The organism is Citrobacter sp. Cpo045, from assembly GCF_030332875.1.
In the GTDB taxonomy this organism is placed as follows: Bacteria; Pseudomonadota; Gammaproteobacteria; order Enterobacterales; family Enterobacteriaceae; genus Citrobacter; species Citrobacter portucalensis.
Genome location: NZ_JAOWGZ010000104.1, coordinates 1 through 20,795 on the forward strand (window position 1 = coordinate 1; position 20,795 = coordinate 20,795).

Here is a 20,795-nt window from a genome sequence, read left to right on the forward strand (position 1 = left end):
AGCGTCACCACCACCGCATTTTTACCTTCCTTCAGCGTGCCGACCGGCACCGCCACTTCGTAGCGCAGTTCGCCGTTATCCTCGACCACCGTCCCGGTAAAATTCTGCCCCTGTACACTGACGGTAACGGTATCCCCCGCTTTGGCATCGCCGCCTGCCACGCCGCTTATCAGCGCGGTCATGCGGTTTTCAATGGCGTTAACCACATTGTCGTTCGCGACGGTGTCGATATATACCGTGTTTTTCGCGAAATTGTCGACATGCACGCTGTGGGTGTCGGTGGCAATCGCCAGATTGCCCACCGCATCGTGAGAGGTGACCGTTACCTTCACGTCCATATAACCATCGACTTTTGCAACGTTGTTGGCAAAATCGGCAGCGTTTACCGCAATACGATAGCCCAGCGTGCTATTGCCGAGATCGATGATCTGACCGTTGTACTGGTGGCCATTGATCTCTACCAGCACCGGGTCGCCCGCTTTCGCGTCTTCCCCGCTGACGATTCCGGAAATCACCTGGTTACGCATATACAGCTCAGCACGATTCAGGGTGTTATCTGTCGTGACATCATCAATCGTGAGGGCGTTATGTGCCTGGGTGTCCAGTACCACGGTGCGGTGCGTCACGGCAGTGGCTTCATTGCCTACCGCGTCATGGCTTACCAGCGTCACCTGCACATCGTTAGCCCCCTCGTTGAGGGTTGCGGAAGGCACAACGATTTCATAGCGTAGCTGGCCATGATCGTCGAAAACCGTGCCGTGAAACGCTTTGCCCTGAATGGTCAACGTGACCGGATCACCCGCTTTCGCATCACCGCTGGCAATGCCAGAAATAATGGTCGGCATACGAAACTCATTAGCGTTGACGACATCATCATTCGCCACCGTTTCAATGGTCACGGCATTTTGCGCATACAGGTCGTTATCGACATGATGATCCGTGGAAACAATGGTGGTATTTCCTGCGTCGTCAGTAGAGGTTAACGTGGCGTGGATGTTCGGGTCATGCAGTAACCCCTGGGTCAGTACCGGGATGGTATAAGTCAGAGTCCCATTTCCGGGGTCGGTAACAACACCGGTATATTCTTTACCATCAACCAATAAAGTAACGATATCGCCGGGTTTAGTGTCGCCGCCGACCGACCCGTGGATCAGGGTTTGCGGCTGACGTGACTCTTCGTAGTTAATGAGGTTATCCGGCGTGACATTATCAACGGTAATGTCGATGTGTGGTCCGGTAATATCAATCAGCGCATGATCAAAACTTTCTGCCGTCCGTCCCGTCACATCGGTGGCTATTGCCACCACTGTTACATTTCCCGGGACCAGTCCCCCCAGATCGGTATCAATATTCCAGTGCCCGTTGCTCACCGGAACAGTAACGGTGAATGTGTTTTTTTGGCTATCGGTGAAAGTGAGTGTGATGTGATTTTGATTACTGGTGCCGCTTAAATGGGTCTGATGGAATTCGCTTTTGTTAATGAAACCGTCGTTGCCGGCAAACTCGGTAATTTGTACCTCAGGCGGGAAAACACTCGCGGAACCTGCGGTAACTCCCCCTATCGGCAGATTGATATCCCAGTTCGGGCTTCCCAGACCTTTGGTGTTAAAACCTGCTGTCGGATCAACCACCTGCCCGGTCAATTTAAGCTGAACCAGAGTGTGCCCCCCGCCGCCACCTTCTAATGTTACCGGTGCTTCATTACCCGCCGCGGTGGCTTCCAGCACCTGCGTCGGGTCAGCGCCATCGGCAATGGCCTTTTGTGCGGCGGCAATATCCTGAGCACTACTTTCCGGATGATGGCTGACCTGTAGCCCGTGCTCACCCCAATGGCTATTACGGCCTATATCCAGCGTTTTTCCGTCTGGTAAAGAGATACTTACCGCGCCGCTGGCACCGGTCACAATTTCTTCACCGCTATATACCCTGTCGCCTTCATGAACCAGTCGTTGTGCACCATTGGCATCAACTACGTAAACCTGTCCAATAGTTGCTTTGATCACACCGAGTAATTTGCTCACCGTAACCTCACTTAATTACCATCATTATTTTTATAAACTCGTTAATATATTAACGAACAAATATCACATTCAATTAATGTAAACATTAATATCTCAATGTAGAAAAAAACACATTTTATAGAATGCAATTACATGAGACTTGACTGGCAAATGAATATAATAAAAAATAACCAAAAATAAAACACGATGTGACAAAACATGTCGCTGAATAGCTGATTACAGTCATCAATTAAGACAATTCATATTTGTTAATTAATATAACGTGTTTGTAAAAATGGATGATAGCGACGACACCTGGATGTCATAACCGTGAGATATAGGGCATTCATGTCATGAAGAAGTTTTTAGTTTTTCTGCTTTCATGTTTTTCAATAAATGCAGTAAACGCAGAAGACTTACAAAATACCGTTAAAGATGCATTAGCGAATCATCCTGAAGTTAATGCTGCAATAAATAGCCGTTATTCCTCGGAGCAAGATCTGCGGGCGGCACAAGGTGGCTATTTGCCATCACTGAATTTAAATGCCGAGGCCGGGCGCAAAAATGTTGATGATGCAACTACCCGCGCTGCAGGACGCAATAACGGTCTGACTCAATCACCTAACGAGGCGACTATCAGCCTCGAGCAGAATGTGTTTAACGGCTTTGCGACCAACAGCGAAGTGGCGCGACAAAAAGCGACCGTTGACTCACGCGCCTACGGTGTGATGAACACCAGTGAAAGCACCGCTTATGCGGTGATTCAGGCCTATTTCGACGTGCTGCAACGCGAAGAGTTTGTTCGCCTTGCTGAAGACGATCTGGCGAACCACGAGCGCATTTACGACCAGATAAAACTGCGTACCGATCAGGGCGTTGGGCGCTCCGGGGATTTTATGCAGGCCGAAGCGCGTCTGGCGCAGGCGCGAAACAACCTGCTGACCGAGCAGACTAACCTTGAAGACGCGAAAACCACCTTTGTCAGCGTGACGGGCATGGATCCGCAGGGCTTAAGCCAGCCAGAAAGCATTGACTCTCAGCTGCCAACCTCGCTGGAAGATGCCAAAAGTCGGATGGAAAAAAATAATCCATTACTGAAGTCTGCCAATGCGGACATCGAAGCTGCGCACCAGCAGTATGAAGCGTCGAAATCAACCTTCTATCCACGTGTGGACGTAGAGCTTTCCCGCGGGATTAGCAATAACACCGATACCACCAGCGCACACACCGAAGAGTGGGAAGCGATGGTAAAACTGCACTACAACCTGTACCAGGGCGGCAGCGACAAAGCCAACATGAACTCCCGCGCTTATCTGCACAAGCAGGCTCAGGATGTACGTAATAACACACTGCGCCAGCTGAATCAGGAGCTACGCCTGGCCTGGACCGCACTGCAAAACGCACGCGCCCAGCTTCCTTCGGCGGAAGAATATGCCGACCGCAGCGTCAAAGTTCGCACGGCTTATCAGGATCAATTTAGTCTTGGCGAACGTACGTTGCTGGATTTACTCGATAGTGAAAATGAAGTGTTCTCCTCTAAACGCCGTCTTGTTGAATTACGTTATCTGGCCATGACCAGTGGCTATCGTATTAGCGAACGCACCGGGGAATTAATGAATATTCTAAAAATCACACCGCCGCCTTCGGGGCAACCGGTAGATTCAGCAGAAGAAAATAGCTTACCGGAACTTCATTAATAATTATTAATCCCCAATAAATCTCTGACCTGCACGCTTATAATTAGCTTGCTATTATTTAACCGTGCACGGTCAGAATGGTTGCGAAAATGAGTGCACAAGCCGAATTATTAAATGACGTCCCTGAGAATTACGCTCGTCCTAATTCTCAACATCACGACCCACGTAGCCATAATGACGACCCGTTATTAGATAGCTTACTGATTCTGTGTTCTCTGCACGGTAAACCGGCGAGTCGTTCAACATTAAGCAGTGGCCTGCCATTAGAAAACGATCGGCTCACGCTGAATATATTTCCACGCGCAGCGGCAAGGGCCGGTTTAAAGGCGCGAGTCGTCACGCGCACGCTCGATAAAATTCCGGCAATGTCTCTGCCTGCTGTCTTGTTATTGAACGCAGGGGGAACCGGGGTGTTGTTGGCATGGAACGATGACGGCAGCGCCCGCTTTATGCCCAGCGAAAGCGAAGGTGGGGAAATTAGCGTTGATGCCGCCACGCTTGAGCAAAACTATGCGGGCAAAGTCATTTTTGCGCATCCGCGCCACGAATTCGATTTGCAGGCAGAGGCCTTTCTGCCGCGTACCAAATCCTGGTTTAAAGACACGCTGAAGCTGTCGCGTTTTCTGTATATGGATGCGGTATTGGCCAGTCTGTTAATCAACCTGATTGCGCTCGGCACACCGCTCTTTACCATGAATGTGTATGACCGCGTCGTGCCAAACCAGGCAACGGTCACACTATGGGTGCTGGCAGTCGGCATCTGCCTGGCTTTTGTCTTTGATCTGATTTTAAAAATGCTGCGCGGCATCTGCCTTGATATTGCAGGTAAGAAAAGCGATCTCATCATCTCTTCAACCCTGTTTGAGCGCATTGTCGGTATGGAGATGAAAGAGCGCCCGGCGCGCGTGGGCAGCTTTGCACAAAACATTCACGAGTTTCAGTCACTGCGTGATTTCCTCTCATCCCTCACTTTGACGACAATTATCGATTTGCCCTTCACCCTGTTACTGCTGATTGTTATTGGCATTATCGGCGGCGCGCTGGCGTGGATCCCGGTACTGACATTACCGATTGCCCTATTGTGCAGTTGGGCACTACAAAAGCCGGTCAACGCTGCGGTGGCAAAAACCATGAATCTCGCCAGCGAACGCCAGGCGCTACTGATTGAAACCCTGAGCAGTCTGGATGCCATCAAAGTGAATAATGCCCAAAGCGAACGCCAGTTCCAGTGGGAACAAACGCTGGGTAGCCTGAGCCGTCTCGAACTGCGGGTGAAAACCTTGTCCAGCCTGGCCAGCAACCTCACTGGCTGGTTCCAGCAAATTTCAGGCGTGGTGATGATCATCGTCGGGGTGTACATGATTATCGACGGCAAACTGAGTATGGGTGGCTTGATCGCCTGCTACATGCTCAATGGTCGCGCCTTGATGCCGCTGGGTCAGCTCACTGGCCTTATCGCCCGCTATCAGCAGGCGAAACTGACCATCAAAAACACTGAGAAAATGATGTCGCTGACGCAGGAGCGCCGTGCGGATGAAAACCCGCTCAAGCGTGAACAGTTACAGGGCAGCATTGAATTTCGCGATGTGGATTTCAGCTACCCGGAGCAACAAAACCTGTCGCTGCACAAAATTAACCTGACCATTCAGCCCGGTGAGCGCATCGGCATTATCGGGCGCAGCGGTTCCGGTAAAAGTTCGTTGAGTAAACTAATCGTCAATTTATACCAGCCGAGCGCCGGGAACCTGCTGATCGATGGTATCGACTCTCGTCAACTGGATGTGAACGATCTGCGCCACAGCATCGGCTACGTGCCACAGGACATCCAGCTATTCAACGGCACGCTGCGCGATAACCTGCTGTGCGGAGCGCGCTATGTCGATGACGAAACCATGCTGCGAGCGGCAGAACTGGCTGGCGTCAACGAATTCGCACGCCTGCATCCCGACGGCTATAACCTGCAGGTAGGCGAACGCGGCTCCCAGCTTTCCGGTGGGCAACGGCAGGCGGTGGCGCTCGCGCGCGCACTGTTGCTTGATCCCCCTCTCCTGCTACTGGATGAACCCACCAGTTCGATGGACAACACCAGCGAAGAGAAGATCAAACACGCGCTGGCCCCCTGTATTGCGGGAAAAACGTTATTACTGGTCACGCATCGCGCTTCCATGCTGTCGCTGGTTGACCGTCTGATTATTGTTGATAAAGGTCGCATCATCGCAGACGGTCCGAAAGGGGTAGTGATGGATGCGTTGAAAAAGGGGCAAATTAATGCGTCTCGCTGATCTCCTGACTCGTGCCCGCAGCTATATGCAGCACTATTATCGCGGTCGTGATGAAAATCAAACCGACAGTATTAATGAGGTTAGTCAGGCCATAATTGATGACGCCCCAAGAGTGATACGACTGACGTTGTGGGTGATCCTCGCGCTGGTGGTGCTGTCCTTCATCTGGGCTGGTTTTGCAAAAATTGATGAAGTAACACGCGGTGAAGGCAAAGCGATCCCTTCATCAAAACTGCAAAAAATCCAGAACCTGGAAGGGGGAATTGTCACGGAGCTGTACGTGCATGAAGGGCAAATCGTTAACGCCGGAACTCCACTACTGCACCTCGATGACACGCGTTTCGCCTCCAACGTGGGTGAAACCGAAGCCGACAAACTCGGTCTGCGCGCCAAGGTAGAACGCCTGACGGCGGAAGTTGAAAACCGGGACTTTGTGATTTCACACGAGATAGCCAGCCAGGCACCTGATGTCGCCCGAGGAGAAACCGAGCTGTACAACAGCCGCCGGGAACAATTTCACAACGAAATTTCCGGGCTCGAAGAACAGCTGGTGCAGAAAAAACAGGAGCTGCGCGACTTTGAGTCAAAGGAGGATCAGTTTAAGCACAGCCTCGGGTTAATCCGTCAGGAAATCAAAATGTCCGAGCCGCTGCTCGCTTCAGGCGCCATTTCAAAAGTCGAACTGTTGCGACTGCGTCGTACCGAAGTGGAAACCGCCGGGCAGCTCAATTCTATTAGCCTGTCGCTCCCCAAGGCCACGTCAGAAATTAAAGAGATTGAGAATAAAATCGGTGAAAGCCGTGGCCGTTTCCAGAGCGATGCGCTGGCCCAACTCAATGAAGCTCGCACCAATCTGAGTAAGACCCAGGCAAGCGTTAAAGCACTGGAGGATCGGGTGAACCGTACCATGGTCACCTCACCGGTGCGGGGTATCGTCCAGCAGGTGATGGTGAATACTATCGGCGGCGTCATTCAACCGGGCAGCGATCTGGTGGAAATCGTTCCGCTGGATGACAAACTGTTAATCGAAGCCAAAATCCAGCCGCGCGATATCGCCTTCCTCCATCCGGGTCAACATGCGATGGTGAAATTTACCGCTTACGATTACACCATCTATGGTGGTCTGCAAGGCGAAGTAGTGCAGATAAGCCCGGACACCGTTACCGATAAGCAGGGGCGAAGCTTTTATATTGTGCGTTTGCAGACGGACAAAAATTACCTGGGAACAAAAGAGCATCCGATGCTGATCATTCCCGGCATGGTGGCGAGCGTCGATATTCTCACCGGCAAGAAAACGATTCTGAGCTACCTGTTAAAACCGATTATTCGCGCACGCGCGGAAGCACTCAGAGAACGTTGATCGGTTGCGCTCCCTTACATTTTGCCGGGGAGCGCATGAATTTATAACGGCGTGCAAAAAGAGAGCTTTCCACGATTCAGGGTGATTTTCCCGTCATTAACCAGCTCCTGTAACACCTTATGGATGGCACTACGTGAAATATGGTTACGGGTCAAAATAAAAGTATACACGGATGTTTTCTCGCGAACCTCTGGTTCCATCGACCAGATATATTTCACGTGTTCAATAATCTGCTCACGTATAGTGCGGTGCGACTGCAACGCCTCACGCTGAAAATAACGTTGAAGATGATGCGTTAAGATATCAAACGCCTGCTTCCATAAGTTTTTGGTCGTAAACAGGTGATCGGCATTTTGGACGCTCATCGCCCACATTTCACAATCGGTATCACAACGCAAATAGTGGCCAGCCACTTCCGTCCGCATTTGTGGCAGGCCGAGAATAGCAGGTGCAGAAATACTCACGGTGACTAAATCGTTTTCCACACGATAAACAGAGACAGTCCCTTTCTCCAGAAATAAGATTTGTCCATCGGTCTTCAAATCAATACGCTGACGTTTTTTACGTAACGACAGCCAGGCATTATCCGACTTCTTCATTTCATCGCCAACGAGCACTACAGCATTTTCAATTTCTTTCTGGAACATGGGACTCTCTACCGCAAATTATGGCTTAGTCAAAAAGATGGTTAAATTTACTCGGCACTAAAAATAAATGTCAGCTCGCAAACAAGCTGACATTTATTCCCATCTACATCTACCACCGGCATTCCCTGGTGCCATTGACGCGTTAAGGTTCATGCTGTTTTCGCGTGGTGGTGCCATGCAGTATATGGCGCTGTCCATAAAGAATTAATGGCAATCATCTTTGTCGACATTTTTTCATCTTTCTGTTCTTTACAAAGTAGCTAAAAAGACACAATCAATTGATTTTAATGGGTTTTATTTTCATTAAAAAGTTATCATTCTTGTTATATCATGATACCAATTTGCAACACTTAGCGGTTCTCGCTGTGGAATCAGGTCCATGCTGGTGGTCTTTATAGGCTCAGTGGTATCATGACTAAACAACCACCAGACGCATCATCAAGAGTAGAGACAATATGTCTGAGACTGGCAATGTCAGTTATCTGATTGAAAATAGAATAATATTTACGCCAGCCACACAATGTCTGGCGCGGGTAGATCACCCCAATCAGCGGATAAAACTCAAACACTCAGCGTCGCTATGTCTTTTATTACTTATTCAACATCGCGGGCAAGTGGTTTCTCAAAACGAATTACTGGAATTCGGTTGGGGTAAAAATCACCGGCAGGTGAGTTTCAACGCCTTTTATCAAAGCATTCTCTCGTTGCGTAAAAGCTTACTGCAGCTGGAGCTTGAACAACCGCTGATCACAACGATCCCCCGCAAAGGGCTGATCATTCAAGAAGAGTTTGATATTCAGGTCATTGAAACACCGGAGGAGAACTCTGCTTCTGCTGAAGAATCCTTAGCGCCAGATGCCACCATTGAGGAATTTTTGGCTGACACACCGCGTCAACCTTTGATAACGGCTGCAGAAACAGTAATGTTGGCACTTACCCTGATAATTTGTGTGCTTATATTATATCCGTGGCAAGCCAGCGATGATTATTTCTCCGGCTATATCACTGCGGATAAAGCACCCACTGGCTGTCAGTATTATTTCAATAACGATGCCAGTAATTTCTCCCGGCATACCGCGTTTATCGACAAAAACCCAGGACTGTGTCAGAGCCATAAATTTATCTATATCACGACCTATCCTGAGTCTAAGAAACTGTCCGTACTGGTGTGTCGCTCACCGATAAAAGCCAGGCAAGAAAATGCCTGTCAGTCGGTATATTACCCACGGTATGATAGCTAATGAACTTATATCCCCGAACGTCCCGCATCCAGACAGGTATTATCCTGCTGCTTTGTTTTGCTGCGCTTATTCTTACTGTCGTCTATCGGTACAGTAAGAACAATGGCGAGTTACATGATCTCACCTGCCGCTCTGCCATCGAAATTGTACGCAATACAAGCTCGTTCCGAGGGATTATTGATATTAAAACCGGGGGCAGTAAAGGTATTGTGAATATTGATGGTATTATCAAAGATGCCGAAAATAATGAGCAAACCGTGCAACGCATGGTACTTTTTACACAATCCAGCTACGGCTCAAGCCCGGTTTGGATTTCACAGAAAATCCAAATTTCCAATCGAGAAACGGCTCCCGCCAGCCTTATTCAGGAACTCCTCCCCGATTTTTTCCTGACCAACACCAGCGTATCCAACGTCGATTTTTTTGCACTGAACAGCGCGACATACCTGATTACCAAAGAGGGGATCCCCTATCTGTACTGCCAGAATTATGCTTTGCCGGAAAATGAATAATCAATAAGCGTTCTGGCGGCAAAACCTACGGATGAATCTCAGTCGTTGTCGGTGATAAGATAGACCATTCAGGTCGAGCCAACGCTCGTCGTTACTGCCCATCAGGCGGCTTTCGAATGACAAATTTGTGGGTTTATGTGAGTTTCCAGGGGCTCACATGAGACTCCCCTGGTACCCAAAAAGATTAAAAAAAGAGCAAAAGCGATATGAAAGAGTCACTTGATACGGACTTCACGAACCACACCCCAATGATGCAGCAATATCTCAAGCTGAAAGCCCAGCATCCGGAAATACTGTTGTTTTACCGCATGGGCGACTTTTACGAACTGTTTTATGACGATGCGAAACGTGCGTCTCAGTTGCTTGATATCTCCCTGACCAAACGCGGCGCGTCTGCGGGCGAGCCAATCCCGATGGCGGGCATTCCTCACCATGCGGTAGAAAACTACCTCGCCAAGCTGGTCAACCAGGGTGAGTCCGTCGCTATTTGTGAGCAGATTGGCGATCCGGCGACCAGCAAAGGTCCGGTCGAGCGCAAAGTGGTGCGTATCGTCACGCCAGGCACCATCAGTGATGAAGCGCTGTTACAGGAACGCCAGGACAACCTGCTGGCCGCTATCTGGCAGGACAGTAAAGGTTATGGTTACGCCACGCTGGATATCAGCTCCGGGCGTTTTCGTGTTAGCGAACCCGCCGACCGCGAGACCATGGCCGCAGAATTGCAGCGCACCAATCCCGCTGAACTGTTGTATGCCGAAGATTTCGCTGAAACTTCACTGATTGAGGGACGTCGCGGATTACGTCGTCGTCCGCTATGGGAATTTGAAATCGATACCGCTCGCCAGCAGCTAAACCTGCAGTTTGGCACGCGGGATCTGATTGGCTTTGGCGTAGAAAACGCCCCGCGTGGATTATGCGCGGCAGGCTGCCTGCTGCAATACGTAAAAGATACCCAGCGTACCTCGCTGCCGCATATTCGTTCCATCACCATGGAACGTCAGCAGGACAGCATCATTATGGATGCCGCCACGCGCCGCAATCTGGAAATTACCCAGAACCTGGCGGGCGGTGTTGAAAACACGCTGGCTTCAGTACTCGACTGCACCGTGACGCCGATGGGCAGCCGTATGCTCAAACGCTGGCTGCATATGCCGGTCCGTGACACCAAAGTCCTCACTGAGCGCCAACAGACCATCGGCGCGCTACAGGATTCCACCGGTGAATTGCAACCCGTGCTGCGTCAGGTCGGCGATCTGGAACGTATCCTTGCTCGTCTGGCCCTGCGTACCGCGCGCCCGCGCGATCTGGCCCGTATGCGTCATGCCTTCCAGCAATTACCAGAACTGCGCGCACAACTGGAAAGCATAGACAGTGCCCCCGTGCAGATGCTGCGCGAGAAAATGGGTGAGTTTGCTGACCTGCGTGAACTGCTGGAACGTGCCGTAGTGGAAGCTCCACCTGTGCTGGTTCGCGACGGTGGCGTCATCGCCCCCGGCTATAACGAAGAACTGGACGAGTGGCGAGCGCTGGCTGATGGCGCAACTGACTATCTGGACAGACTGGAAATTCGTGAGCGCGAGCGCACCGGTCTGGATACGCTGAAAGTTGGGTTTAACGCCGTCCATGGCTACTACATTCAGATCAGTCGCGGGCAAAGTCATCTGGCGCCGATTAACTATGTGCGTCGCCAGACGCTGAAAAATGCCGAACGCTACATTATTCCGGAGCTGAAAGAGTACGAAGACAAAGTTCTGACATCAAAAGGTAAAGCGCTGGCGCTGGAAAAACAGCTGTACGATGAGCTGTTCGACATGCTGCTGCCGCACCTGGCTGATTTGCAACAAAGCGCCAGCGCGCTGGCAGAACTGGACGTACTGGTCAACCTTGCGGAACGCGCTTATACCCTGAATTACACCTGCCCGACCTTCACCGACAAGCCTGGTATTCGTATTACCGAGGGACGTCATCCGGTGGTTGAACAGGTGCTGACCGAGCCGTTTATCGCCAACCCACTTAACCTCTCGCCTCAGCGACGGATGCTGATTATCACCGGCCCGAACATGGGGGGTAAAAGTACCTATATGCGCCAGACTGCGTTAATTGCGTTGCTGGCCTACATCGGCAGCTACGTTCCGGCGCAGAAAGTGGAGATCGGGCCTATCGACCGCATCTTTACCCGCGTGGGCGCGGCGGATGATCTGGCCTCCGGTCGTTCCACCTTCATGGTAGAAATGACCGAAACCGCCAACATTCTGCATAACGCCACCGAGAACAGCCTGGTGCTGATGGATGAGATTGGACGCGGCACCTCCACCTACGACGGTCTGTCGCTGGCATGGGCGTGCGCTGAAAATCTGGCCAATAAAATCAAAGCATTAACGTTGTTTGCCACCCACTACTTCGAACTGACTCAGTTACCGGAGAAAATGGAAGGCGTAGCAAATGTGCATCTTGATGCGTTAGAGCACGGCGATACCATCGCCTTCATGCACAGCGTACAGGATGGTGCGGCGAGCAAGAGCTATGGTCTGGCGGTAGCTGCCCTGGCTGGTGTACCAAAAGAGGTTATTAAACGCGCGCGGCAAAAACTGCGCGAACTGGAAAGCATCGCGCCGAATGTTGCTGCAACTCAGGTCGACGGCACACAGATGTCGCTCCTGTCAGCTCCGGAAGAAACGTCGCCCGCCGTTGAAGCACTGGAAAATCTCGACCCGGATTCGCTAACGCCTCGCCAGGCACTGGAGTGGATCTACCGGTTGAAGAGTCTGGTGTAACGCCGTAATGCCCGATAGTGATACGCTTATCGGGCCTTCAAAATATCGCTATATGTAGGCCGGGTAAGGCAAAGCCGCACCCGGCGAGTTGATTAGCGCTTATCTTCTGCCAGCAGCGGTGGAATACTTGGCACCATCGGTGCGTCATCAATATCCTTCTGCGTCATGCGAAACGCTTGCGGGTAGTGCTCGCGGCTGGTACGGCGTAGCGGCTCAGTATCACGCCAGGTGTATAGACAATGCTGGCACTGATATACCGTCCAGACACCTTTTACCGGCGAGTTTGCCATCACTTCAATATGTTCATCGGCACAACGTGGACAAATCATCTGCTACTCCTTATTTACGGTTGGCCAGCATGGCGGTCAGTTTTTCTGCCCAGGCTTTCGTTTCCGGTAAATCACTTACCGGCTGGCTGTAGTGCCCACGGTTATCCGGCGCAACCGGCGTGGTCGCATCAATAATTAACTTGTCGGTAATCCCCGCCGGACTGGAACCCGGATCAAGCTCCAGCACCGACATATTCGGCAATTGCACCAGATCGCCCGCCGGATTGACCTTCGAAGACAGCGCCCACATCACCTGCGGCAGGTTGAACGGATCAACATCCTCATCAACCATAATCACCATTTTCACGTAACCCAGGCCATGCGGCGTCGTCATTGCGCGCAGCCCCACCGCGCGGGCAAAGCCGCCGTAGCGTTTTTTGGTGGAGATAATTGCCAGCAAACCGTGGGTATACATGGCATTCACCGCCTGCACTTCCGGGAATTCGGCTTTCAACTGTTGATACAACGGTACGCAGGTTGCCGGCCCCATCAGGTAGTCAATCTCCGTCCACGGCATCCCCAAATACAGCGATTCAAAAATCGGTTTGGTACGATAAGAGACTTTATTGATACGCACGACCGTCATATTACGTCCACCGGAATAGTGCCCGGTAAACTCGCCAAACGGCCCTTCGATTTCACGCTTACGGCTTTCAATTACCCCTTCGAGGATCACTTCTGAACCCCATGGCACGTCAAAGCCGGTGAGCGGCGCGGTAGCGATCGGATACGGACTTTCACGCAGCGCTCCCGCCATTTCGTATTCCGACTGATCGTACTTCAGCGGCGTGGCCCCCATCAGGGTGATGATCGGATCGTTACCCAGCGTGATGGCAATCGGCAGATCTTCACCGCGCTCTTCGGCTTTATGCAGGTGCAGCGCGATATCGTGCATCGGCACCGGCTGCAGGCCAAGCTTGCGTTTGCCCTTCACCTCCATACGATAAATGCCGACGTTCTGTTTGCCAAAGTTGTCCGGATCCAGCGGATCGCGCGACACCACGCAGGCTTTATCAAGATAGAAACCGCCGTCGCCATCGTTCAGGCGAAACAGCGGCAGAATATCAAACAGGTTGATCTCATCACCATCAACACAGTTTTCAGCCCACGCCGGATTGGCGCGACGCTCCGGCGTAACCGGAAATTTATCCCAACGGCGAATAAACTCATCAATCTGTTTTTTCACTGGGGTATTTGGCGGCAGGCCTAAAGAGATGGCGTGATTCTGCCACGAACCAATAGTGTTCATCGCCACGCGGGCATCGGTAAAACCACGAATATTGTCAAACCACAGCGCTGGCGCACCGTCACCAATGCGCCCGGTCGCATTGGCTGCCGCAGCCAGATCCGGCTCGGCGTTAACTTCTTCACTGATTTTCAGCAATTGTCCCTGGTCGTCCAGCGCTTGTAAAAAGCTGCGCAAATCATCAAATGCCATTATTCATTCTCCTGTGAAAAATTCTGCGCCTGCCGTAAACCCTGCCAGCGACGGGCGTTGGGGTGTTCCAGACCAAACTGATCGAGCACACGCGCAACGATATGCTGAGTGATGTCATCGACCGTTTGCGGGTGGTTGTAATACGCGGGCATGGGCGGGACCATCGCCACGCCCATGCGGGAAAGCGCGAGCATGTTTTCCAGATGAATAGTGCTAAGCGGCATTTCACGCGGAACCAGAACCAGCTTGCGCCCTTCTTTCAGCACCACATCAGCAGCGCGCCCCACCAGCCCTTCCGCGTAGCCTGCACGAATACCGGCCAGCGTTTTCATACTGCAGGGGATAATAATCATGCCGTCAGTGCGAAACGATCCAGAGGAGATGGTCGCCGCCTGGTCCGCCGGGTTGTGGCAAAAATCGGCCAATGCAGACACATCACGGACGCTGTACGGCGTTTCCAGTTCAATAGTGGTTTTGGCCCACTTTGACAGCACCAGATGGGTTTCCACCTCGGGCATTTCTCGCAGCGCCTGCAATAGCGACACACCAAGGGGAGCGCCGGTTGCCCCGGTCATTCCGACGATCAGTCTCATTTAGCCTCTCAATTATTGTTCGTGTACGAACATTTTAATTAAAATACTCTCACATAACATTTCGGGCAAGGCCATCGCGCACAGATCGCTAAAGCCGCAATTGTTAAAAAAAGATGCGTAACCCGCTATGATAGAGACTGACAGGAATTCCGGAGCGCTCATGCCGTTACGAAATAAAGCATTTCACCTATTACGTCAGCTCTTCCAGCAGCATACGTCCCGCTGGCAACATGAATTACCGGACCTGACCAAACCACAGTATGCGGTGATGCGCGCCATTGCTGAACGTCCCGGCATTGAGCAGGTTGACCTGACCGAAGCCGCAGTCTGTACCAAGGCAACCCTTGCAGAAATGCTGAGCCGAATGGAAAAACGGGAGCTGGTCAGGCGTGAACATGACCCGGCAGATAAGCGTCGACGGTTTGTTTATTTGACCGCGCAAGGAGAAGCATTACTGGCCAGCGCAACTCCGTTAGGCGATAGCGTGGATGATGAGTTTCTGGGGCGATTATCTGATGAAGAACGTGAGCAGTTCACACGTCTGGTGCGTAAGATGATGAACTAATCTGCCGGATGGCGACATAAATGTCTTATCCGCCTACAAAGTCCTGCTCCCCGTAGGCCTGATAAACGCAGTGCCATCAGGCAACAAACATAGAAAAAGGCCAGTCCCAATGAGACTGGCCTTTCTTGATAGAACTTGTGCTTACTCGCGGAAAAGCGCTTCGATATTCAGTCCCTGAGTCTGCAGGATTTCACGCAGACGACGCAGACCTTCAACCTGAATCTGGCGAACCCGTTCACGGGTGAGACCAATTTCACGGCCCACATCTTCCAGTGTCGCAGCTTCGTACCCCAGCAGACCAAAACGACGTGCCAGCACTTCACGCTGTTTGGCGTTCAGTTCGAACAGCCATTTGACGATGCTCTGTTTCATATCATCGTCTTGCGTGGTGTCTTCCGGACCGTTTTCCTTTTCATCGGCCAGAATATCCAGCAACGCTTTTTCGGAATCGCCACCCAGCGGGGTGTCTACCGAGGTAATACGCTCGTTGAGTCGGAGCATACGGCTGACGTCATCAACCGGTTTATCCAGTTGTTCAGCAATCTCTTCTGCGCTCGGTTCGTGGTCCAGTTTATGCGACAACTCACGCGCGGTACGCAGATAGACGTTCAGCTCTTTTACAATGTGGATCGGCAGTCGGATCGTACGGGTTTGGTTCATAATCGCCCGTTCGATCGTCTGGCGGATCCACCAGGTTGCGTATGTTGAGAAGCGGAACCCGCGTTCCGGGTCAAACTTCTCGACGGCACGGATCAGTCCCAGATTGCCCTCTTCAATCAGGTCCAGCAATGCCAGACCACGATTGCCATAACGACGAGCAATTTTCACCACCAGACGCAGGTTACTTTCAATCATGCGACGGCGAGAAGCGACATCCCCACGCAGTGCGCGACGCGCAAAATAAACTTCTTCTTCGGCTGTTAACAGTGGTGAATAACCAATCTCACCAAGGTAAAGCTGAGTCGCGTCCAACACACGCTGTGTGGCCCCCTGCGATAACAGCTCTTCTTCAGCCAGGTCGTTATCACTGGGTTCCTCTTCACTCAAGGCTTTTTCATCAAAAGCCTCTACTCCGTTCTCATCAAATTCCGCATCTTCATTTAAATCATGAACTTTCAGCGTATTCTGACTCATAAAGGTGGCTCCTACCCGTGATCCCTAACGGAACTAGCACGTGAAAGCCTGGTTCCGCCGAATTATCGCTGCGGTAAATAGCGCAGCGGGTTTACGGATTTCCCCTTGTAACGAATTTCAAAATGCAAGCGTGTTGAACTGGTTCCGGTGCTACCCATGGTAGCTATTTTCTGCCCCGCCTTGATTTCTTGTTGTTCCCGGACCAGCATTGTATCGTTATGGGCGTAGGCACTCAGGTAATCATCGTTGTGTTTGATGATAATAAGATTACCGTAACCGCGCAGTGCGTTACCGGCATATACGACGCGTCCATCTGCGGTCGCGACAATAGCCTGTCCTTTACTGCCTGCAATATCGATCCCTTTATTGCCACCTTCAGTAGCCGCGAAGTTTTCGATTACTTTGCCGTCAGTCGGCCAGCGCCAGGTAGAGATTGGCGAGCTGGTTGACGTTGAGCTTGCAGTTGATTCGGTTGCGCTAACTGCTGGAGCCGTTACAGGCGCTGTGACAACGGTCCCAGCAGGCTTGTTGTTCGGCAACATTTTATTAGCACTTTGTTCACCTGAATCCTCAGAATACGTAATTGTTGGTTTCGAAGCAACAGCAACGGTGGAATTTTGTGCAGTGTTGGTCACAACTCCTTGCTGTGCTGCATCCGCCTGGGTAATAGCATTACCACCAGTAATCGGTGTACCCGACGCGTTGCCCACTTGCAGAGTTTGACCGACATTCAGACCATACGGGGCCGGAACGTTATTGCGTTGTGCGAGATCACGGAAATCGTTCCCGGTAATCCAGGCGATATAGAAAAGGGTATCGCCTTTCTTAACAGTATAGGTACTGCCGCCCGTATAGCTACCTTTCGGAATGTTCCCATACTTACGGTTGTACACAATACGACCGTTTTCCATCTGCACAGGCTGTTCCGCAACAGGCTGGATCTGTGTTGACTGTGTGGTCGGACGCTGCACCGGCTGGATCTGTGGCGTTTGCTGTACTGTCGACGTCGAGCCCATTTTTGGTGGAGGCGTAATCAGCATGCCGGAATTGGTGTTCGTTGATGCACCGCCATCAACGGAACTGACCGGTGCAGGTGGATTCGAGGTATTTGAACAACCTGCCAGCCATAATGAAACCAGTGACAATGCCGCAATGCGGCGGACGGTAAATTTGTGGCTTCCCGCGCTCATTTATCCCCCAGGAAAATTTGGTTAAAACCAGTGACGTAATCACCGTGCAAGGCATCGGACTGGGCACTGGAAACGTGACCACGATACGCTTACTAATTCCAGAATATCCAGGAAAACTCCAGGTATTCAGAGCCTGTATCTACGCAAGCTCCCCTTTTACTAAGGGAACGAAACGTACGGCCTCCACGGTATCGATAATAAATTCGCCTCCCCGACGACGCACCCGTTTCAGAAACTGATGCTCGTCGCCCACGGGTAAGACGAGAATGCCGCCTTCATCCAACTGCATCATTAGCGCAGTTGGGATCTCAGGCGGCGCTGCCGTAACAATGATAGCGTCAAACGGGGCTCGCGCTTGCCAGCCCTGCCATCCATCACCATGACGGGTAGAAACATTATGTAAATCAAGCTGTTTAAGTCGACGACGCGCCTGCCACTGCAAACCTTTAATGCGCTCAACAGAGCACACATGATGCACCAGGTGCGCCAGAATCGCCGTTTGGTAGCCAGAGCCGGTACCAATTTCCAGCACCCGGGACTGCGGCGTTAACTCAAGCAGCTCGGTCATCCGCGCAACCATATAGGGCTGCGAAATCGTCTGCCCCTGACCAATCGGCAGAGCAATATTGTCCCAGGCCTTATGTTCAAACGCCTCATCAATGAATTTTTCACGCGGCACGGCGGCAAGTGCATCGAGAACAAGCTCATCTCTGATGCCCTGCGCACGTAATTGTTCAAGAAGAGTGTGTACGCGTCTGCTTACCATTGCGTGTCGGCTCCCACGCTGCCTAACCAGTCAGAAACAACTTCATGCGCGCCGTAGGCGGTTAAATCGACATGCAGCGGCGTAATGGAAACATAGCCTTCATCGACGGCGGCAAAATCTGTATCCGGTCCGGCGTCGCACTTTTCGCCCGGCGGCCCGATCCAGTACAGCGTATTACCGCGCGGATCCTGCTGTGGGATCACCTGATCCGCAGGATGGCGACTACCGCAGCGGGTGACGCGGATACCTTTAATCTGATCCAGCGGTAAATCCGGCACGTTGATATTCAAAATTCGCCCGGTGCGCAGCGGTTCGCGACTCAGCGCCCGTAAGATACGGCAAGTTACTGCGGCAGCAGTATCGTAGTGTTTATGCCCATCAAGTGAGACCGCCAGCGCAGGAAAGCCCAGGTGACGACCTTCCATCGCCGCCGCAACGGTACCGGAATAGATAACATCATCGCCCAGATTAGGACCTGCGTTAATACCAGACACGACAATGTCCGGACGCGGACGCATTAATGCGTTCACGCCCAGATAGACGCAATCGGTAGGTGTACCCATTTGTACGGCGATATCACCGTTTTCATAGGTGAACGTGCGAAGTGAGGATTCCAGCGTCAGCGAGTTAGACGCGCCACTGCGGTTACGATCCGGGGCAACCACCTGTACGTCAGCAAACTCACGCAGCGCTTTCGCCAACGTTTGTATACCGGGTGCGTGGACCCCATCATCGTTACTCAGCAATATACGCATAATCACCCATTGTGTTAATAAGTTCCCTTACAACACTGGTGGCGAAGCTACCTGCCGGTAGCCAGAAACGTAACTCAACGGTTACGTCATCCCACCAGTTCCAGCTTAATTGTTGTGGATACAGCAACATAGCACGACGCGATGCGTCGACTTTCTCGCGCAACAACAGCGATTGCAGCGCGGTTTCATCAGCAATAGCGGCTTCTTCAAACGCCAGCGCGTCGCGCTGAGTTCCCCACTCACCGCTGCCCGGTAATGCCGCTGTTACCATCAATTCTTTATCATCGACGCGACGCTGTAATTCAGTTTGTTCTTCCAATGTGGCGACAAACCAGCTTCCGCGTCCCGACAATTGTAGCGCATCGCCGTCAACAACTTGATTAAAGTCTGTTTTTTTCAAGCGTTCACTGACTATCTGATTAAACAACGCGCTACGGGCCGCCGACAACCAAAAACTGCGCTTATTGCGATCGCGCACCGGCGCATCGCTTTGCGCCCAACGCAGCGCCCCTTGCAGGTTGCTGCCGCCAACACCAAAACGCTGAGCACCAAAATAGTTCGGTACGCCGCGCTCGCTAATCGCCTGCAAACGCGCTTCAACGTCATTTCGCTGGCTCACTTCACGCAGCACCAGCGTAAATTCGTTACCTTTCAGCGCCCCTAAACGCAGCTTACGCTTGTGGCGCGCGTACTCCAGCACTTTACAGCCTTCGAGTTCAAATTTGCTTAAATCAGGCATTGCATTGCCCGGCACGCGCGCGCACAGCCACTGTTCAGTGACTGCATGCTTGTCTTTCTGGCCAGCAAAGCTCACTTCACGGGCGTGAATTTTCAGGAACTTCGCCAGCGCGTCAGCCACAAAACGGGTATTACAGCCGTTTTTCAGGATACGCACCAAAATGTGCTCACCTTCGCCATCCGGTTCGAAGCCTAAATCTTCGACGACGACAAAGTCTTCCGGATTCGCTTTCAGAACGCCATGGCCTTGTGGTTTGCCATGGAGATACGTCAGATCTTCAAACGCAGTCATTTCGTTGCCTTAATGAGTAACGCCACCGCTTCACAGGCAATCCCTTCCCCACGCCCGGTAAAACCGAGTTTTTCCGTGGTGGTCGCTTTCACGTTAACATCATCCATATGGCAGCCGAGATCTTCGGCAATAAACACACGCATTTGCGGAATGTGCGGCAGCATCTTCGGCGCCTGAGCAATAATCGTCACATCCACATTACCAAGCGTATAGCCTTTGGCCTGAATACGCCGCCAGGCTTCTCGCAATAATTCACGACTATCTGCACCTTTAAAGGCCGGGTCGGTGTCCGGGAAGAGTTTACCGATATCCCCCAGCGCAGCCGCGCCCAGCAGTGCATCGGTTAACGCGTGTAACGCCACGTCGCCATCAGAATGCGCCAGCAATCCTTTTTCATACGGGATGCGCACACCACCAATGATAATTGGGCCAACTCCGCCAAAAGCGTGTACGTCGAAACCGTGTCCAATTCGCATTATGCC

Annotated in this window: 18 protein-coding genes; 7 read left to right on the top strand and 11 right to left on the bottom strand. The window is 51.8% G+C overall.

The genetic code is table 11. The annotated features are described in order from the left end of the window. Positions 1 to 2,021 (bottom strand): retention module-containing protein (locus OGY13_RS20475; protein WP_286593466.1); only part of this gene is annotated, 2,021 nt, incomplete at its 3' end. A 332-nt stretch (positions 2,022 to 2,353) separates the two neighbouring features. Between OGY13_RS20475 and OGY13_RS20480 the strand changes: the two genes are divergently transcribed. From OGY13_RS20480 to OGY13_RS20490, 3 genes are all read left to right on the top strand, one after another. Beyond that, positions 2,354 to 3,697 (top strand): TolC family outer membrane protein, encoded by a 1,344-nt coding sequence (locus OGY13_RS20480; protein WP_057068072.1) that lies wholly within the window; start codon positions 2,354 to 2,356, stop codon positions 3,695 to 3,697. A gap of 89 nt (positions 3,698 to 3,786) precedes the next feature. Further along, positions 3,787 to 5,979 (top strand): type I secretion system permease/ATPase, encoded by a 2,193-nt coding sequence (locus OGY13_RS20485; RefSeq protein WP_250153139.1) that lies wholly within the window; start codon positions 3,787 to 3,789, stop codon positions 5,977 to 5,979. Next, positions 5,966 to 7,339: an HlyD family type I secretion periplasmic adaptor subunit gene (locus OGY13_RS20490; protein ID WP_213752682.1), complete on the top strand. Its 1,374-nt coding sequence runs from the start codon at positions 5,966 to 5,968 to the stop codon at positions 7,337 to 7,339. The genes OGY13_RS20485 and OGY13_RS20490 overlap by 14 nt, the downstream gene beginning before the upstream one ends. A 41-nt stretch (positions 7,340 to 7,380) precedes the next feature. On the opposite strand, the gene OGY13_RS20495 is transcribed toward OGY13_RS20490, so the two are convergent. Beyond that, positions 7,381 to 7,986, bottom strand: a complete 606-nt coding sequence (locus OGY13_RS20495) for a helix-turn-helix domain-containing protein (RefSeq protein ID WP_008785664.1) — start codon at positions 7,984 to 7,986, stop codon at positions 7,381 to 7,383. Positions 7,987 to 8,441: 455 nt separating this feature from the next. On the opposite strand from OGY13_RS20495, the gene OGY13_RS20500 reads away from it, so the two are divergent. From OGY13_RS20500 to mutS, 3 genes are all read left to right on the top strand, one after another. Further along, complete coding sequence (locus tag OGY13_RS20500; RefSeq protein ID WP_128612549.1) at positions 8,442 to 9,227, top strand: winged helix-turn-helix domain-containing protein; 786 nt, start codon at positions 8,442 to 8,444, stop codon at positions 9,225 to 9,227. Further along, positions 9,227 to 9,739 (top strand): YqeJ family protein, encoded by a 513-nt coding sequence (locus OGY13_RS20505; RefSeq protein ID WP_003825820.1) that lies wholly within the window; start codon positions 9,227 to 9,229, stop codon positions 9,737 to 9,739. The genes OGY13_RS20500 and OGY13_RS20505 overlap by 1 nt, the downstream gene beginning before the upstream one ends. 206 nt (positions 9,740 to 9,945) lie before the next feature. After that, on the top strand, positions 9,946 to 12,513 hold the full coding sequence (gene mutS / locus OGY13_RS20510) for a DNA mismatch repair protein MutS (RefSeq protein WP_079934207.1): 2,568 nt from the start codon (positions 9,946 to 9,948) through the stop codon (positions 12,511 to 12,513). A 92-nt stretch (positions 12,514 to 12,605) separates the two neighbouring features. On the opposite strand, the gene OGY13_RS20515 is transcribed toward mutS, so the two are convergent. Genes OGY13_RS20515 through OGY13_RS20525 form a run of 3 tightly spaced genes read right to left on the bottom strand, consistent with a single transcriptional unit; the run spans position 12,606 to position 14,873 of the window. Beyond that, the gene (locus OGY13_RS20515; protein WP_032944812.1) at positions 12,606 to 12,842 is read right to left on the bottom strand and encodes a non-oxidative hydroxyarylic acid decarboxylases subunit D; all 237 of its coding nucleotides are present in this window, start codon (positions 12,840 to 12,842) and stop codon (positions 12,606 to 12,608) included. Between the two features lie 10 nt (positions 12,843 to 12,852). After that, on the bottom strand, positions 12,853 to 14,280 hold the full coding sequence (locus tag OGY13_RS20520; protein WP_213752683.1) for a non-oxidative hydroxyarylic acid decarboxylases subunit C: 1,428 nt from the start codon (positions 14,278 to 14,280) through the stop codon (positions 12,853 to 12,855). Beyond that, positions 14,280 to 14,873, bottom strand: a complete 594-nt coding sequence (locus OGY13_RS20525; RefSeq protein WP_048215657.1) for a non-oxidative hydroxyarylic acid decarboxylases subunit B — start codon at positions 14,871 to 14,873, stop codon at positions 14,280 to 14,282. The genes OGY13_RS20520 and OGY13_RS20525 overlap by 1 nt, the downstream gene beginning before the upstream one ends. A 160-nt stretch (positions 14,874 to 15,033) precedes the next feature. On the opposite strand from OGY13_RS20525, the gene OGY13_RS20530 reads away from it, so the two are divergent. Next, positions 15,034 to 15,438, top strand: a complete 405-nt coding sequence (locus tag OGY13_RS20530; protein ID WP_020996296.1) for a MarR family winged helix-turn-helix transcriptional regulator — start codon at positions 15,034 to 15,036, stop codon at positions 15,436 to 15,438. 141 nt (positions 15,439 to 15,579) lie between these two features. Here OGY13_RS20530 and rpoS read toward each other — a convergent pair whose 3' ends face one another. The 6 genes from rpoS to ispF all read right to left on the bottom strand — a co-directional run bounded on the left by rpoS (position 15,580) and on the right by ispF (position 20,789). Then, a complete protein-coding gene (gene rpoS / locus OGY13_RS20535; RefSeq protein WP_000081498.1) occupies positions 15,580 to 16,572 on the bottom strand; it encodes an RNA polymerase sigma factor RpoS in 993 nt (330 codons plus the stop codon). 62 nt (positions 16,573 to 16,634) lie between these two features. Continuing rightward, complete coding sequence (gene nlpD / locus OGY13_RS20540; protein WP_250153140.1) at positions 16,635 to 17,717, bottom strand: murein hydrolase activator NlpD; 1,083 nt, start codon at positions 17,715 to 17,717, stop codon at positions 16,635 to 16,637. 184 nt (positions 17,718 to 17,901) lie between these two features. After that, a complete protein-coding gene (locus OGY13_RS20545) occupies positions 17,902 to 18,528 on the bottom strand; it encodes a protein-L-isoaspartate(D-aspartate) O-methyltransferase (protein ID WP_003034172.1) in 627 nt (208 codons plus the stop codon). Further along, the gene (gene surE, locus OGY13_RS20550) at positions 18,522 to 19,283 is read right to left on the bottom strand and encodes a 5'/3'-nucleotidase SurE (protein ID WP_213752685.1); all 762 of its coding nucleotides are present in this window, start codon (positions 19,281 to 19,283) and stop codon (positions 18,522 to 18,524) included. Before surE ends, OGY13_RS20545 begins: the two co-directional genes overlap by 7 nt. Continuing rightward, positions 19,264 to 20,313 (bottom strand): tRNA pseudouridine(13) synthase TruD, encoded by a 1,050-nt coding sequence (gene truD / locus OGY13_RS20555; protein ID WP_213752686.1) that lies wholly within the window; start codon positions 20,311 to 20,313, stop codon positions 19,264 to 19,266. Before truD ends, surE begins: the two co-directional genes overlap by 20 nt. Then, entirely contained in the window at positions 20,310 to 20,789 is a 480-nt protein-coding gene (gene ispF / locus OGY13_RS20560; RefSeq protein ID WP_003034167.1) for a 2-C-methyl-D-erythritol 2,4-cyclodiphosphate synthase, read from the bottom strand. The genes truD and ispF overlap by 4 nt, the downstream gene beginning before the upstream one ends. Positions 20,790 to 20,795 lie beyond the last annotated feature (6 nt).